The sequence below is a fragment of the Streptomyces glaucus genome, from assembly GCF_039533365.1.
GTDB classification, from domain to species: Bacteria; Actinomycetota; Actinomycetes; order Streptomycetales; family Streptomycetaceae; genus Streptomyces; species Streptomyces glaucus.
The window spans coordinates 148,914-165,428 of record NZ_BAAATK010000004.1 but is presented as its reverse complement, the minus strand read 5'-3'; the positions used below and the strand labels follow the sequence as shown (position 1 = coordinate 165,428).

The 16,515-nt window shown below is 73.8% G+C and carries 7 protein-coding genes; 5 read left to right on the top strand and 2 right to left on the bottom strand.

Annotation, left to right across the window (positions count from 1 at the left end; all coding sequences use genetic code 11):
- The first annotated feature begins 56 nt into the window (after positions 1–56).
- The 5 genes from ABD363_RS04785 (at position 57) to ABD363_RS04765 (ending at position 6,316) form a co-directional block, all read left to right on the top strand.
- Positions 57–1,757, top strand: coding sequence for an ABC transporter ATP-binding protein (locus tag ABD363_RS04785; protein WP_344600080.1), 1,701 nt, complete (start codon positions 57–59; stop codon positions 1,755–1,757).
- Positions 1,754–3,460, top strand: a complete 1,707-nt coding sequence (locus tag ABD363_RS04780) for an ATP-binding cassette domain-containing protein (protein WP_344600079.1) — start codon at positions 1,754–1,756, stop codon at positions 3,458–3,460. The genes ABD363_RS04785 and ABD363_RS04780 overlap by 4 nt, the downstream gene beginning before the upstream one ends.
- A 7-nt stretch (positions 3,461–3,467) precedes the next feature.
- Complete coding sequence (gene sbnA / locus ABD363_RS04775) at positions 3,468–4,439, top strand: 2,3-diaminopropionate biosynthesis protein SbnA (RefSeq protein WP_344600078.1); 972 nt, start codon at positions 3,468–3,470, stop codon at positions 4,437–4,439.
- Between the two features lie 68 nt (positions 4,440–4,507).
- Positions 4,508–5,509 (top strand): 2,3-diaminopropionate biosynthesis protein SbnB, encoded by a 1,002-nt coding sequence (gene sbnB, locus ABD363_RS04770; RefSeq protein WP_344600077.1) that lies wholly within the window; start codon positions 4,508–4,510, stop codon positions 5,507–5,509.
- Positions 5,510–5,728: 219 nt separating this feature from the next.
- Positions 5,729–6,316, top strand: a complete 588-nt coding sequence (locus ABD363_RS04765) for a TetR family transcriptional regulator (RefSeq protein WP_344600076.1) — start codon at positions 5,729–5,731, stop codon at positions 6,314–6,316.
- A 24-nt stretch (positions 6,317–6,340) separates the two neighbouring features.
- Here the strand turns inward: ABD363_RS04765 and ABD363_RS04760 are convergent, their stop codons facing one another.
- Positions 6,341–6,664 carry a LysR family transcriptional regulator gene (locus ABD363_RS04760; protein ID WP_344600075.1) on the bottom strand — a complete coding sequence of 108 codons (324 nt, stop codon included), beginning with the start codon at positions 6,662–6,664 and terminating at the stop codon, positions 6,341–6,343.
- 1,196 nt (positions 6,665–7,860) lie between these two features.
- A complete protein-coding gene (locus ABD363_RS04755) occupies positions 7,861–16,269 on the bottom strand; it encodes a type I polyketide synthase (RefSeq protein ID WP_344600074.1) in 8,409 nt (2,802 codons plus the stop codon).
- Between the last annotated feature and the right edge of the window lie 246 nt (positions 16,270–16,515).

Here is a 16,515-nt window from a genome sequence, read left to right as displayed (position 1 = left end):
GGTCCCACACGAGGGAGAGAAGCGATGTCGTCGCAGCAGCCTGGAGTGCCGATCGGATGACCCGTACACAGAGTCCGGCGACGCGCCTGCTGCGTCAGCAGATCCGGCCGGTCAGAGCGGTGGTGGTCGGCGCCCTGAGCGTCCTGATCGTCAGTGTCCTGGCCACCCTGGCGGGCCCGTTGCTCGTCCAGTACTTCGTCGACCGCGCCACGGAAGGCGGCAGCCGGTCGCTGCTCGTCACGGTCGCCCTCGCCTACCTGGCCGTCGGTCTGGCCGGCGGCACGGCCCGCATCGGCGCCGGTTACCTGGCCGTGCGCAGCGCCTGGCAGATCGCCGACGGCCTGCGGATCCGGCTGCTGCGCCGGGCGGCGGTCGAGCGTCCGGTGCTGGAGGTGGAGAGCCGTCCCGTCGGCGAGGTGCTGGAGAAGGTCGAGGGCAACTGCGACATCGTCGGCAAGAGCATCGCCGAGTCCGGTTTCCAGATGCTCGGCAACGTCGCGGTCGTCGTCGGCACGCTCACCGTGATGGTCGTCGCGGTGCCCGCCGCCGGAGCGGGCATCGCCGTTCTCATCGTCGGTGTGAGCATGCTGCTGACCAGGCTCGCCCGGCGTGCCGTCGCCCGCTGGGAACTGGCCCGCGAACAGCAGGCCGATCTGTTCGGGTTCGTCGGCGACTGCCTGGCCGCGCGGGACGACCTGCTGCCCCTCGGCAGGTCCCGTTGGGCCCTCGGCACCGTCGAGGAGAAGCTGGCCGGACTGCTGCGCACGGAGGGCCGCGCCTACATCAGCGGTCGCGCCTTCTGGCCGCTCACCCAGCTCTTCTTCGCCGTCGCCTTCGGCCTGGGCTTCGGTTTCGGACTGCGCGGCCTGGATCAGGGATCCCTCTCCATCGGCACCCTGACCATGATCTACCTGTACGTGGACCTGCTGCAGAAGCCGATGGAGGAGATGTCCTCCCAGTGGGGGGAGTTGCAGAAGACCATGGCCGTACTGGCCGCCGCGGCCCGCACACTGGAGGAGCCCGTCGCCGAGCGGGCGACGGACACCCTGCCGCCCGGTTCACTGCCCGAGGGACCGCTGGAGGTGGCCTTCGAGCACGTCAGCTTCGCCTACGGCGACAGCCCGGTGGTGGACGGCGTCTCGTTCACCGTGCCCGCCGGGCGCAGCCTGGGCATCGTGGGGCAGACCGGGGCCGGCAAGAGCACCCTGCTCAACCTCCTGTGCGGGCTGGTGTCCCCGGACAAGGGCCGGGTGACCATCGGCGGCGTGGACGTGGGCCGCATCGACCCGCAGGAGCTCACCACGCGGCTGACCGTGCTGAGCCAGCGTGCGCACGTCTTCGCCGCGACCGTGCGCGACAACGTCGCCCTCTTCGACGACTCGGTCCCCGACGACCGGATCTGGCGGGTCCTGGAGCAACTGAACGCGGACGGCTGGATCCGTGAACTGCCCGACGGGCTCGGCACCGCGATCGGCGCCGGCGGACGGGCCCTGTCCGAAGGCGAGATGCAGGTCGTTGCCTGCGCCCGCGCCCTGATCCGCCCGGTGGGCCTGCTCGTTGTCGACGAGGGGACCTCCAAGCTCGACCCCGGCACGGAGCGGACCTGGTCGGCCCTGCTGGAGACGGTGATGAAGGACCGCACGGTCGTCATGGTCGAACACCGCCAGGCCGCCCTGAAAGGCGTCGACCGGGTCGTCGCCATGGCGGGCGGCCGGATCACGGACGTCGACCGCCCGCACGAAGGAGTCGCCAGATGAAGCCGCACGAAGACACCACCGTGCACGGGCAGCCGCGACAGCCGCTGGGCGCCGAGCCGTTCAGCCGGTTCCTGCTGCTCGCCGGCCGCCGGCTCAAGGGACTGTACCTCTCCGCGATCGGGAGCTGGACCGTCGTCTACGCCCTGCCGCTCCTCCTCGGCCTGGTGATCTCCCGGCTCATCGACCGCGCCGGAACCGGTTCCGTCGACAGCGGGACCTGGTGGCTTCTCGCGCTCGCGGTCGGGCTGATGGCGCTGCGCGCCGTGGTGCTGTGGGGCGGCCTCCAGCTGACCTTCGTCCTGATCTTCAAGACCAGCGCCTGGCTCAAGGTGCGCGCGCTGTCCGGTCTGCTCGGCCGGCCGCAGGCCCGCGACTCGGCGGCGAGCAGCGGTGACACCATCAACCGGCTGCGCGACGACACCGACGAGATCGGCGGCCTGCTGGAGTGGACCACCGACCTCATCTACCGGTCGGTGCTGCTCGTCATCGCGGTGTCGGTGCTGGTCGCCACGGATGTCGTCATGTCGGTCCCCCTGGTGCTGCTGCTCGGTGGCCTGCTCGCCTCGGTCACCCTGAAGAACCGGGTGGCGTCGCTTCAGACACAGACCCGTGTCCAGCAGGGCCTCATCGGCGGCGCGATCAGCGACACGCTGACCGGGATCCGCGACCTGCGCCTGTCCGGCGCCATCACCGGACGCATGGCCCGGCTGGAGCGGAGCTTCGCCGAGCGGCGCCGGCTCCAGCAGCGCCACCAGGTCTTCGCCGACCTGCTCTCCGACCTGTTCCGCAACCTCGTCATGATCGGCACCGCCGTGGTGCTGCTGACCGCGACCGTCCGGATCGGGTCGGGCGACCTCACCATCGGCGACCTCGTGCTGTTCATGACGTACTCCAGCTGGCTGGGCCAGCAGATGTTCTTCTTCGGCAAGATCCTGGCCCGCTATCAGAGCGGCAAGGTGTCCTACCAGCGCCTGGCCGCCATGAGCAACGGCACGGAGCCCACCGCGCACCACCCGGTCCCCGTCGAGCCATTGCGCGAGCTCACGGTCACCGGACTGACCCGCAGCGCGCCGGACGGCGGCCCCGCCCCGGAACCGGTGGACCTCACCGTCCGTCCGGGCCAGCTGGTGGCGATCGCGGGCGACATCGGCGCCGGGAAGAGCACCGTGGTGCGCGCGCTGCTCGCGCTCCAGCCCGACGCGGCGGGCCAGGTCCGCTGGAACGGCACCGACATCACCGGTGACCGGTCCCGGCTCGGCACCCCGCACGTCTCCTACGCCCGCCAGTCGCCCCGTTTCGTGGTCGGCACCGTCCGCGACAACCTGAGGCTCGGCGACGACAGCGTCACCGAGGAGCGCATGCACCGGGCTCTGACCGCGGTCCACCTGCGGCCCGGCACCTCCGAGCTGCCGGAGGGCCTGGACACGTTCCTCGACTCGGGAGAGGCCAGCCGCCTGTCCGGCGGACAGCGCCAGCGCCTGGCCCTGGCCCGCATGCTGTGCCGTCCCGCCGAGCTCTACGTCGTCGACGACTGCGACTCGTCGCTCGACGGCCCGACGGCGCGCGACATCTGGCAGAACGTGCCCCGGATGTGGCCCGGCGCCTGGGTGGTCGTCTCGCACAATCCCGACCTCCTCGCCCGGGCCACCACCGTGGTGCGCGTGAACCGCCGACCCGACCCGTCCCTCGTCACCGCGGAGTGAGCATCCAGTGCCCATCATTCGGTCACCGCATGAACTGGTCGACTCGGACCTCTACATCGACCTGGAACCCATGCTGGGGCACGCGCTCTACGTCAAGTGCGAAGGCCTCAACTTCGGCGGCTCCATCAAGATGAAGGCGGCGGCGAACATGATCGCCGCCGCCGAACGGGACGACGTCCTCCGCGACGGCTCCGTCCTCATCGAGTCCTCGTCCGGGAACCTGGGCGTCGCCCTCAGCGTCATCGCGGCAGCGAAGGGAATACCCTTCACCTGCGTGACCGACCGCAGGTGCAACGAACTGACGGCATCGGTCATGCGGGCCCTCGGTACCCGCCTGGTGGTGGTCGAGGAACCGGACCCCGAGGGCGGCTATCTCAAGTCCAGGCTGGACCTGGTGCGCCGCTGCTGCGCCGAGGACGACCGGTACGTCTGGCTCAACCAGTACACCAACGAGGCGAACTGGCTGGCCCACTACGAGGGCACGGCTCACGGCATCCTCAAGCACTTCCCGGATCTGGACGTGCTGTTCGTCGGAGTCGGCACGTCGGGCACCGCGATGGGCTGTGTGCGCTACTTCCGCGACTCGGGCAGCACCGCCCGCGTCGTGGCCGTCGACTCGGTCGGATCCGTCAGCTTCGGCGCCCCCGCCGCGCCCCGCCTGATACCCGGCCTCGGCGCGGGTGTCGTACCGCCGTTGCTCGATCCGCACGCCTTCGACGACGTGCTCCTCGTTCCCGAGGAGGCCGCCGTCCGGATGTGCCGCGCCCTGTCCGCGCGCGGCCTGCTCTTCGGCGGCTCCACCGGCACCGTCATCGACGGTGCCCGTACCTGGCTGGAGCGGAACGACCCGCAGCGCACCCTGCGCGCGGTCTGCATCGCCCCGGACATGGGCGACCGCTATCTCGACACCGTCTACGACGACGCCTGGGTCGTCGAGCACTTCGGCCCCGAGGCGCTCGCGCCGCCGGCGCGGTCCTAGGGCGAGGGCCGGCCCGCCGACGTGCGCGGACGGCTCGACCCCGTCACAACGCAGAAAGGAACACCCTCATGTTCGACTTCGACCTGGTCCCGGGACCGGTGGTCAACGAGATCCTGACCCGCGACCGGCTCGCGGTCCTGGACCTGGTGAAGCAGACCTACTTGGACCACGAGGCCGGCGAGTCCGTCAATCCCGACAGCTACTTCCTGCGTTTCCCCGAGAAGCCGGAAGCACGGATCATCGCCCTGCCGTCCTTCCTCGGTGCGAACGTCCAACTGGCCGGCATCAAGTGGATCTCCAGCTTCCCGTCCAACACGAAGAAGTCCGTACCGCGGGCCTCGGCCGTGCTGATCCTCAACGACTACGAGACCGGCTATCCGATCTCCTGCCTGGAGGCCGCGCAGATCAGTGCCGCCCGTACCGCGGCGTCCGCGGCCGTCGCGGCCCGTGCGCTGCGTCCGGGCGGGTACCGGGGAACGAAGGTCGCCGTGATCGGCGCGGGCATCATCGCCCGCAACGTCTGCGAGTACCTGAAGGCGGCCGGCTGCGAGGCCGACGAGTACCTGGTGCACGATCTGCACGCCGAGTCCGCTCAGGCACTGGTCGAGCACCTGAACGGCCGGCTGGGGCAGACGGCCGTCCGCACCGGCGACCTCGGCACCGCGCTCGCGGCCGACACGGTCGTCTTCACGACCACCGCCGGCACACCCTATGTGCACACCCCGTTCAAGCCCGGCCAGGTCGTGCTGAACCTGTCGTTGCGCGACCTCGCCCCCGAGGTGATCCTCGCGTCGGCGAACTTCTTCGACGACGTCGAGCACTGCCTGAAGGCCGGCACCTCGCCGCACCTGGCCGAGCAGGCCACGGGCGGCCGGGACTTCGTCACCGGGACACTGGCCGGCGTGCTCAACGGCGAGGTGTCCGTTCCCGACGACCAGCCGGTCGTCTTCTCGCCCTTCGGACTCGGCATCCTGGACCTCGCCCTCGGTGCCTACGTGCACCGGACGGCGCGTGCCGAGCGGAAGGCCGTCGAGATCGCCGACTTCTTCGCGGAGACACACCGCTGGTGAGCCGGGACGCGGTGCGCCCACAGTCCCACGGCTTCCCCGGTGGGCCCCCGGCTGAGGAGACCGTGCGTGAACGCATGCACGGTCCCGCCGAGGAAACGCCCGCGGAATTAACACCGCTGTCACCGGAAGGCCCCTGTGCCGCTTGAAAGAACGGCAGGGAATCGGAAAAGATCGGAACGCAGAAATTAATTCGGTCCATCTGCCCCCAAGGAGGGCCAGTTGAAGCAGGCGAGGGCACGTCTGACGCACGCGGTCATCCTGAACGCGGCAGGTGAAATCTTCGCAGAACGTGGTTTCACCGACACCGATCTCCAGTCGGTCGCGGACCGGATCGGTCTCACCAAGGGCGCGCTGTACGGACATTTCCCCTCGAAGGCGGCGCTCGCCGCGGCGGTGATCGAGGACTTCGAGCGAAGCTGGGCCGAGGTGACGACCGCCGCCCGCCACAGCTCCCGTCCCGCCCTCCAGACACTCACCCGGTTACTGCTGGAACTGTCCCGGCGTACGGCCGAGGACATACGCTTCCTCTCGGGCTTGCGGCTCAAGATGGCGGCGGCCCGGGCCCGGGGTGCCGAGGAGCCGCACCTCGCGGAGTTGTACGACCTCTTGACCTCTCTCGTCCTGCTCTCCCAGGAGCAGGGGGACATCCATGCCGGCCGCCGGCCGGAACTGCTGGTCCCACTGCTGATCTCGCTCATCCTCGGCACCTGGGAACTCGGGCTCGTCACCGGCGAGGAGCACGCCGCGGACCTGGTGCCGTCGCTGTGGGAGACGATTCTCCCCGCCCTGCAGCTCTCCTCCGACTGACCCGGCCCGCCGGCGCTCGCGGCCTCAGGCCTGGAGCCGCAGGGTATCGGCGGCCTTGCGGCCGGACAGGGACCGGGGGCGGGGCAGGGCCGCCCGGCGTACGTCGCGGTCGGCCGAATCCACGGCCTCGAGAATGAGCGCGGCGCGCTGCTGGAGCAGCACACCGGCCTCGGTCAGTTCGATGGGACACCGGCCCTTGCGGTGGAAGAGCTGTACACCGAGCCCCTTCTCCAGGCTCTTGATCTGCCCGGTCACGGTGGACTGGGCGCAGTACAGGTTCCGGGCGGCCTGCGTGAAACTCAGCACTCGGGCGACTTCCTGGAACGCTCGTAAATGGTGGATCTCCATATTCATTCCCCTCAAACAGCGGGTCGTTCAGTGCACCGCGGACGGGTGGGTACGGCGGCACGGGCGAAGACCGGCGACCGGGATCGCCCTCCGGTCGTCACTCGGCGGACAGGCCCCGTCGTGCGGGGCCGCCCGGTGTGCGAGCGGACACGACTCATCCACGGGGCCCCGTGACAGGCGTCCCGGTGACGGAAGGTTCCTCAGGTGATCGCGGGGACTCGTCCAGCACGTCGACACGCGCCGACGTCCCCGCCCAGTCGCGGAACGGGCGACGATGGTTCAGGCGGATACCGGGGCAGTGGCGCACGAGAGAGGCGCAGGTCCGCTGGACGGCCTGCCCCGGCCCGCTCCGGTCCCCTGGTGCGGCGTGAGCGGGTGGGCGAGGAGGGCACGAGGGCACAGCCCGCAATGACCGCTTCTGCCCCACGACCGACCAGTTGACATAAAAAGCATTCCCCCTGTTGAAAATCAAAAAGAAAAACCATGGCCGTACTGGCATCGTGAGAAATATACCACAGGGAATTTTATATGCAATGGCCGGCCGTTTTTGGGTGCCGTTCCGTGCGGTTGGCCCGAGATGAAGCCGTCCAGAAGTGCAGCTGTTTCAGCCTGGCCGACCCTTTCCATGGCCGAATATGAGCGGCCTCCGCGCAGCTTCTCCCCCTGCGAGGAATTGCCCGATCGTCCCGAAAATGCCGATTCGGAGCCACGGGGACGGTGCACGGCCCGGCGGACCCGCCCCGCCCGGACGGCGCCGTCCTCTCGTACCCGCACGGTGATCACTGGGACCGCCGGGCCAGGCGTCACCCGGACCGCTCGGTACCGATCGCCACGCCCCGGCACGCGGCGCGCCACCTGCGTGCCCGGCAAGGGTTCCGCAAGGCAGGAGGACTTCGTACCTGGGAGAGTCGCACGCGCACGCGCGGCGAGGCGCAGGTCCGTGTGACATCGCCGGCCTCGGCGCACGCGTCGAGCCGCTCCGCTCCGTTCTCCGCGACCGCGAGTGCACCGACTCCTTCGACTCCGTCGTCGGGGCCGAAGGCACGGACGTGCTGCTCAGCGCACCACAGGCACCGCATCGCACGATCGCATGCCCGGCGGACTCCTGCGCGCCCCCGTCCTCTCCGGGATCGCCGACGAGTACCGGTACACGGCTCGAGCCGCAGCGATGACTCCACGAGCTCCACGGGCCGGGGTCACCCTGCCTCGCCGAGGGCCTGGTGGCGGCCGGGGCCCTCCGGACGGTGCCGGGCGGCGGGGTGGCGTCGGCCGGGATCGGCCAGCCAGTGGTGGACTGCGAGCACGGTGGTGCGGGTGTGTTCCTCCAGCACGGTGAAGTGGTCCCCGGGCACGGTGACCTCGGTGTGCGGCAGGCTCCAGACCGGGGCGGGCCCGGTGCCGGGCAGCGGGTCCCGGGCCCGTACGAAGAGGGTGGGAGAGCCGAGCGGCGAGGGGTGCCAGCCGGCGAACAGCTCGAAGTACCCGGCCATGGCGGTGAGCCGGTCCGGGTCGGCCGAGGGGAACTCCGCGGCCCGGTGCAGCATGTCCGAGGTCATCGCGGAGAGCGGCTGCCCACGGTCGTCGCTGCTCGGATGGGTGTCCACCAGGACGACGGCGAGCGGGGCGGTGCCTTCGGCCGCCAGCCGCTCGGCCACGGCGTGGGCCACCCAGCCGCCGGCCGAGCGGCCCAGCAGGACCACCGGCCCGTCACCCGCGATCGCGCGGACGGTGGCGGCCTGAGCGGTGACGAGGGCGTCCAGGGTGGCCGGCAGCGCCTCCCCGGCCGCGAACCCGGGGTGCCGCACCGCCGACACCGGCCGCAAGCCCCGTAACCCGGCGCCGAAGCGCGCGTACTCCTGGGGTCCCGAGAGCGCGCTGAGGGCGGGGAAGCAGACCAGCCGGGGCCCCGTGCCGCCCGATGCGAGTGTGACGGGGGCGAGTGCCGCGCCGGGAGCCCCGGCGCTGTCGAAGACCGGGCGCAGGCGTGCGGCGATGGTGAGCAGCGCCATGCCGTCCCACGTCCGCCCGCGGTCGCAGGCGGTGCGGAAGAGCGCGCCCAGGGAGGCGTCCGAAGCAGTTGCGGTGTCCGGGCGGCCCGCCCCCCGCACCGGGGTCTCCGGCCGGCCGGCCGCCCCGGGGCCGACGGGAACGCTGTCGTGCGCCGGAGGGCCGGCTGCCGCGGGCCGGCCGGCGGCAGCCGGGCCTTTGGGGGCGGCGGGAGGAGTCGCCTCCCGGGCGTACCGCCGCGCCAGCTCGGCGGCGACCGCTCGCGGGGTCGGGAAGTCCAGCAGCAGCGTGGCCGGCAGGGTCAGCCCCGTCGACGTCACGAGCAGGTTGCGCAGTTCGACCGCGGCCAGGGAGTCGAGCCCCAGGTCCGCCAGCAGGTCGTCGCCGTCGATCGCGTCGGCCCCCTCCGGGTGGCCCAGGACCGAGGCCGCCAGGGCCCGTACCTCCGTGAGCAGCAACCCGCCCCGCTCGTCCGGGGAAGCGTCCGCCGGCCGTCGGCCGAGCGGAGCCCCGCCCCGGCCGCCCGCTGCGGCGGGGGCGGGCGGCCGGGACCGGTCCCCCGCCGGATCGCCACCGCCGGGGGCGCCCGGATCGAGGCGGGCCGCCACCACCACCGGGTCGTCACCCGCCACGGCAAGGTCGAAGAGGGCCAGGCCCTCGTCCTCCTCCAGCGGGCCGAACCCCGAGCGGGCCATCCGCCGCAGATCCACGTCGGTGAGGTGCGCCGTCATGCCCGCGTTCTGCCGCCAGGGGCCCCAGACGATCGACGTACCGGGCAGACCAAGCCGCCTGCGGTGCTGTGCCAGCGCGTCCAGCACGCAGTTGGCAGCCGCGTAGCCGGCCTGACCGGCGGAGCCGAAGGTACCCGCCACCGAGGAGAACAGCGCGAACACGGCCAGGTCGCACCCCCGGGTCAGCTCGTGCAGGGCGAGGGCGGCGTCCGCCTTGGGCCGCAGCACCCGCTCCAGACGGCCGGCGGTGAGCGCCGGGACGATGCCGTCGTCCAGCACCCCCGCGGCGTGCACCACGCCGGTCAGCGGATGGGCCGCCGGCACCGAGTCGAGCAGGGCGGCGAGTGCCGTCCGGTCCGCGACGTCGCACGCCCGGACGGTCACCTCGGCGCCCGACCCGCCCAGTTCCGCGACGAGTTCCCTCACCCCCGGCGCGTCCCGTCCGCGCCGGCCGGCGAGCAGCAGATGCCGGACGCCATGGGCGGCGACCAGGTGCCGTGCCACGAGCATGCCCAGGGCACCGGTGCCGCCGGTGACCAGGACGGTGCCCTTCGGGCCGAGCCGCCCGGCGGGCCGCTGTTCCTGCGTCGTCCCGGTCACCGGTACCAGTTCCGGTACGTACGCCGTTCCCCGTCGTACGGCGATCTCCGGCGCCGCGGCGGCCAGCAGGGCGGGCAGGGAGCGCCAGGAGTCGGGGTGGCCGTCCGTGTCGATCAGGGCGAAACGGCCCGGATTCTCCCGCAGGGCCGAGCGGACCAGCCCCCACACCGGCGCGTGGGCCGGTACGGAAGCGCGTCCGCCGGCGGCGGCCCGGTCCTCGGCAACGGCGCCGCCGTCGACCGGGCCGCCGTCGTCCGGGGTGACGGCGCCGGAGGTGACGAGGACGAGGCGGGAGCCCGCCGGACGCGGGTGGGCGAGCCAGTCCTGTACCAGCTTCAGTGCCCAGCCCGCCGCCCACCGGGCCTGCGCCGCCGAGTCCCCTGGGTCGCCGGTCGTCTGCGGTGGTGGCGGACACGGTGCGACGAGGACGGCCGGGGCCGCGCCGCCCGCCTCGGGGCCGGCGTACACCGGAACGCCGGAGCCCGGGGGCGCGAGCACGTCCACCAGCGGTGTGCCGGCCGCCGACAGAACGCCCCACGGGGGCACCGCCGCGGGTGCGGGCGGTTCGGGCAGCGGTACCCAGTCCATCCGGTGGAGCACCCCGGTGACCGCGGCAGCCGTTCCCGGTCCGGTACGCGGAAGGGACCGGAGCGCCAGCGAGCGTACTGTCGCCACCGGCGTGCCGGTCGCGTCGGTCAGCTCCACCCCGGCCCGCCCGTCCGGCCCGGGCGTGATCCTCGCCCGCAGCCGGCGCGCGCCGGCGGTGTGCAGCCGCACCCCGCTGAAGACGAACGGCAGGGACACCCCGCCGCCGTCCGTCCCGCCGGGCTCGAAGGCGCGGCCGTCGAGCGCCAGGGCGTGCAGCGCCGCGTCCAGCAGGGCGGGATGGAGCGCGAACTCGGGGCCGTCGGTGTGCGGGGGCGTGGCCGCTGCGGCTTCGGGCAGCGCGACCTCGGCGTACAGATCGGCCCCGAGTCTCCAGGCCGCGCGCAGCCCGCGGAAGGCGGGGCCGTAGCTCAGCCCGCTTCCGGCCAGCCGCTCGTACGGATCGGCGTCCGGTCGGCCGGCGTGCAGCGGTATCGCGCCCGGCGGCGGCCAGGGTCCGCCGCAGGCCCCGGCAGCCGCTCCGCGGTCCGCCGGTTGCGGCTCCGGCTCCGGCTCCGGCTCCGGCTTGAGCGTCCCGGAGGCGTGCCGCTGCCAGGGCCGGTCACCGGCCGGCGTGTGCGGCCGGGCGTGGAAGACCACGGCCCGCCGTCCCGCGCCGTCCGGCCCGGACACCTTCACCTGCAGCTCGACCGTGCCGTCCGCGGGCAGCGACAGCGGCGTGGTCAGGGCGAGTTCGTCCAGGACGGGCGTGCCGGCCGGCTCACCGGCGTGCAGGGCCATCTCCACGAACGCGGCCGCCGGCAGCAGTACCGTCCCCGCCACCACGTGGTCGGCCAGCCAGGGCTGGTCGTGCGCCGAGAGCAGCCCGCTCAGCAGCAGCCCGTCGTCGTCGGCCGTCACGGTGCGGGACGACAGCAGCGGATGGGCCGGGATGCGGGTGTCCGGCCGGGGGACGGCCGGGTGCCGTGGGGTGGCGTCGAGCCAGTACCGGCGGCGCTGGAAGGCGTAGGTGGGCAGGGTGACGCGCCGCCCGCCGCGTCCGGCGAAGACGGTCCGCCAGTCGACGGGCACGCCATGGGTGTGCAGCGCGGCCACGGTGTCGAGCAGGGCGTCCGCCTCCGGCCGCGCCCCGCGCAGGGTCGGCAGGACCAGCGGCGTCGCGGTCCGTTCGCCGGCGGGCGCTCCGTCCGCGCCCGCGCCCGCCGGAGCCGCTCCGGTCGCGTCGAGGCAGCTGCGGACCAGGCCGGTGAGCACGCCGTCCGGCCCCAGCTCGACGTAGTGCGCCGCGCCCCGGTCCTGGAGGTACGCCACCGAATCGGCGAAGCGGACCGGGCGGCGCACGTGGTCCACCCAGAACGTGGGCGAGCTCAGCTCCTCCTCGGTGGCCGCCCGGCCGGATACAGCGCTGATCAGGGGGGTCCGCGGCGCGGCGAAGGAGAGGCGCCGCACCACGTCCGCGAAGTCGGCCAGCATCGGTTCCGTCCGCGCGGAGTGGAAGGCGTGGCTCACCCGCAGCGGCGTGGTGGACCGGCCCCGCTCCCGGAAGTACGCGACGGTCTTCCCGACCGCGGCCTCGTCCCCGGAGACGACCACCGAGGCGGGCCCGTTGACGGCGGCGATCTCCACCGCACGCCCCGTCCCGGCGAGCCGGGCGGCCGCTTCGGCCACCTCGTCCGGGCCGGCGGCCACGGCGGCCATCGCACCGCCCGCGGGCAGCGCGTCCATCAGGCGGCCCCGGGCCGCCACCAGGGTGCAGGCGTCCGCGAGGGACAGCACCCCGGCGACATGCGCCGCGGTCACCTCGCCCACCGAGTGCCCGGCCACCAGATCCGGGCGCACGCCCCAGGTTTCGAGCAGCCGGAACAGGGCCGTCTCCAGGGCGAAGAGCGCCGGCTGCGCGAACCGGGTCGTGTGCAGGAGCGCGCCCGTCTCCGTGCCGGAGCGGGCGAACACGACGTCCCGCAGAGGCACCGGCAGCAGCGGGTCGAGCAGGGCACAACTCTCGTCGAACGACCGGGCGAAGCCCGGATGCAGTTCCCGGGACTCGTACAGCTCACGGCCCATGCCCGCGCGCTGGCTGCCCTGGCCGGTGAAGAGCAGGGCCAGCGGACCCCGGCGGCGGGTCGTGCCGGTCCGCACCCCGGGCCGGCTTCCGCCCTCCGCCACCGCCCGCAGGGAGGTGAGCAGTTCCGCACGGTCCCGGGCCACCACCACGGCCCGGTGTTCGAAGGCCGCGCGGGTGGTGGCGAGCGAGTACCCGATGTCCACCGGGGCCGCGTCCGGGTCGGCGGCCACCCGGTCGTACAGCCGCCGCGCCTGGGCCCGCAGTCCCGGCCCGCTCCTCGCCGACACCGGAACCGCCGCGGGCGCCGGCGCCGCCCCGCCCTCGGCGCGGCCGTTCCCGGCCCCGTCGCCCGCCGCGGAGACCGGCGGCGGGGTGTCCCGGTCCACCGGGGCCTCCTCCAGCACCACATGGGCGTTGGTGCCGCTGATGCCGAAGGAGGACACCCCCGCCCGGCGCGGGCGGTCCGTCCTCGGCCACTCCGCCTCCCGGGTCAGCAGCGCCAGCCGCCCCGACGACCAGTCGATCCGGGGGTTGGGTTCGTCGGCGTGCAGCGTACGCGGCAGCACACCGTGGGCCATCGCCTGCACCATCTTGATCACGCCCGCCACCCCGGCGGCGGCCTGGGTGTGACCGATGTTCGACTTCACCGAGCCCAGCCGGAGCGGACGCTCCCGCGGCTGTCGCCCGTACGTCGCCGCAAACGCCTCCGCCTCGATGACGTCGCCCAGCCGGGTGCCGGTGCCGTGTGCCTCCACCGCGTCGATGTCCCCGGGGGCCAGCCCCGCGTCCGTGAGGGCCTGCCGGATCACCCGCTGCTGCGCCGGGCCGTGCGGTGCCGTCAGCCCGTTGCTCGCCCCGTCCTGGTTCACCGCCGAGCCGCGCACCACGGCCAGCACCGGGAGCCCGGCACGGCGTGCCTCGGACAGCCGGCTCAGCAGCAGCATGCCGGCGCCCTCGGCCCATCCCGTGCCGTCGGCGGACGCGCCGAACGCCTTGCAGCGGCCGTCCGGGGCCAGCGCCCGCTGCCGGCTGAACTCCACGAACGACGAGGGCCCCGACATCACCGTCGCCCCGCCGGCCAGCGCGAAGGAGCACTCGCCCCGGCGCAGCGCCTGGGCCGCCAGGTGCAGGGCCACCAGGGACGACGAGCACGCCGTGTCCACCGTGAGGGCCGGGCCCTCGAGGCCGAAGGTGTAGGCGATACGGCCCGAGGCGACGCTTCCGGCGCTGCCGAGACCGAGGTAGCCCTCGACGTGCTCGGGCACCTCCGTGATGCGGCCGGCGTAGTCGCTGTACATCAGTCCGACGTACACCCCGGTCGGCGAGCCGCGCAGGGAGCGGGGGACGAGACCGGCGCGCTCGAAGGCCTCCCATGCCACTTCGAGCAGCAGCCGGTGCTGCGGGTCCATGGCCAGGGCCTCGCGGGGGGAGATGCCGAAGAAGCCGGGGTCGAAGCGGTCCACGCCGGCCAGGAAGCCGCCCTCACGCACATACGTCCGGCCGGGCCGGCCAGGGTCCGGGTCGTACAGCGTCTCCGTGTCCCAGCCCCGGTCGGCGGGGAACGGGCCGATGGCGTCCGTCCCGTCGGCCACCAGCCGCCACAGTTCCTCGGGGGAGGTCACGCCCCCGGGATAGCGGCAGGCCATCCCCACGATCACCACAGGATCGCCGTCCGGCCGGGCCGCGCCCCGGTGCACGGTCCCGGCGCCCGGCGGTGCGGCGGCGCCGCGCGAACGGAGGTGGGCGGCGAGCGCGGCGGCCGTGGGGAAGTCGAAGGCGACGGCCTCGGAGAGCGGCAGGCCGGTCGCCGCCGCCAGCCGCTCCCGCAGCACCGTCGCCGTCAGCGAGTCCATGCCCAGGTCCCGAAGCGCCGTTTCGGGCTCCACCGCCTCCGCCGTGCGGCCGAGCACGGCCGCCGCCTCGCTGCGCACCAGGGCCAGCAGGTCCGCCGCCGGCTCCCCGGCCGCCCCCGTGCCCAGGGTGCGCGCGGGCCGGCCGGCGAGGGCGTGGCGCCGGACCTTCCCGGAGGCGGTGCGGGGGATGTCCGCCACCTCGTACAGGTCGGCGGGCACCTTGGAAGCGGACAGTTCCGCGCGGCAGGCGGCGAGGACCGCTCCCCTGTCCAGGGCACCGCTGCCCGGCGCGGGGACCAGATAGCCGACCGGCACCTCTCCGAAGACGGGGTGCGGGCGTCCGGCCACGGCGGCGTCCGCCACCCCGGGCAGCCGCCGCAGCACCGCCTCCACCTCCGAGGGGTGGATGTTCACCCCGCCCCGGACGATCAGCTCACTCGCCCGGCCGATGATCGCGAGTTCGCCGGATGCCTCGATCCTGGCCAGGTCGCCGGTGCGGAACCAGCCGTCGCGCAGCACCTCGGCGGTGGCCTCCGGCCTGCCGTGGTAGCCGACCATGACTCCGGGCCCGCTCACCCACAACTCGCCCTCGCCGGTGTCCTGTCCGTTCGCGCCGCCGCCGACCCTGACCCGGGTGCCGGGCAGCACCCGGCCGCACGAACCGGCCGCCGGTGTGCTGCCCGGTGCCGTCATGGTGACCGGGCCCGCCTCGGTACTGCCGTAGTGCTCCAGGTAGGGGACCCGGCAGATCGCCTCGAAGGAGCTGCGGAACCCGGGCCCCGCCGAAGCGCCCCCGCTGACGCAGCCCCGCAGCGCGGGCGCCCCGAGCCCGCCGCCGTCCCCGTCGCCCTCCTCGCTCCGGACCGCGTCGAGCAGGGCCGAGTACGTCGTCGGCACCCCGCCGAGGAGGGTGTAGGGGGCGTCCGTGCGGCGCAGTTCGCCGAGCACCTCCGCCACCGAGAACCGGGGCTGGAGCACGGCGCTCGCCCCGGTCGCGGTCACCCCGAGGACGCAGACCACCTGGCTCATGGCGTGGTGGAGGGGCAGCGGCCACAGCACCCGGTCCCGGTCCGACAGACCGAGGACCCCGACGAGGCCCGCCGCGACCGGCGCGAGGCGGTTGCGCTGGGTGGACAGCACTCCCTTGGGTGCGCCGGAGGAACCGGAGGTGTAGAGCAGCCACGCCGTCTCGTCCAGCCCGAGATCGTCCCGGGCAGGCGTTTCCGGCTCCGTGGACACCAGTTCCTCGTACCGCAGGACGCCGCCCGCCGCGCCGGCCCCGTCCGCCGGCGTTCCGAGGTCCCCGGACGGCGGAGCGTCCCCGTCCTCCTCACCGCCCTCGACCACCACCACGATCAGCCCGGGGCGGGACAGCAGTCCCGGCCGACGCGCCGTCCGCGCCTCGTCGGTGATGAGCACGCGCGCACCGCAGTCGTCCAGCAGGCGGGCCAGCTCCGCCTCCGAGCTGCCGGGATCCAGCGGTACGCCCACCCCGCTCGCCCGGGTGACGGCGAGCAGGCTCTCGACCGCCTCGACGCGGTTGCCGAGCAGGACGGCCACCCGTTCGCCCCGCGCCAGACCGGCCCCGGCCAAGTGGCCGGCCAGCCGCTCGGTCCTGCGCTCCAGGTCCCGGTAGGTCAGCCGGGTACGGCGGTCCTCGAAGGCGGCCTTCTCCCCGAACGACCGGGCATATGCCCGAAGCGTCCTGGGCAGTGGCCTGATGACGTCCGCGTCTGCGCTCACTCGCTCGAACCCCTCCCGTGGCCTCGTAGGTGAGGATGGCGGCGTGTTCCGCCCGGTTCCATCGGGCCCCGGCACGGTGGCCGCCGCGAAGCGGGCCGCCGGCTGCCGTCTCCTGGCACGGCGGCCGTGTCGGCGGCTCCCGCGGCCGTGGTGTCCGCGGACACGAACGCACGTGGCGGCGGGCCGTCCGGCGGGCCGCCGACCGGTTCGGCGTGGGTCCGGCCCGGTTCCGGGCCCGGATCGGGG

Bases quoted from the DNA above. Each gene is read 5' to 3' on its own strand.
- ABD363_RS04785 (WP_344600080.1), top strand. From the start codon at position 57: ATGACCCGTACACAGAGTCCGGCGACGCGCCTGCTGCGTCAGCAGATC.
- ABD363_RS04780 (WP_344600079.1), top strand. From the start codon at position 1,754: ATGAAGCCGCACGAAGACACCACCGTGCACGGGCAGCCGCGACAGCCG.
- sbnB (WP_344600077.1), top strand. From the start codon at position 4,508: ATGTTCGACTTCGACCTGGTCCCGGGACCGGTGGTCAACGAGATCCTG.
- ABD363_RS04760 (WP_344600075.1), bottom strand. From the start codon at position 6,664: ATGGAGATCCACCATTTACGAGCGTTCCAGGAAGTCGCCCGAGTGCTG.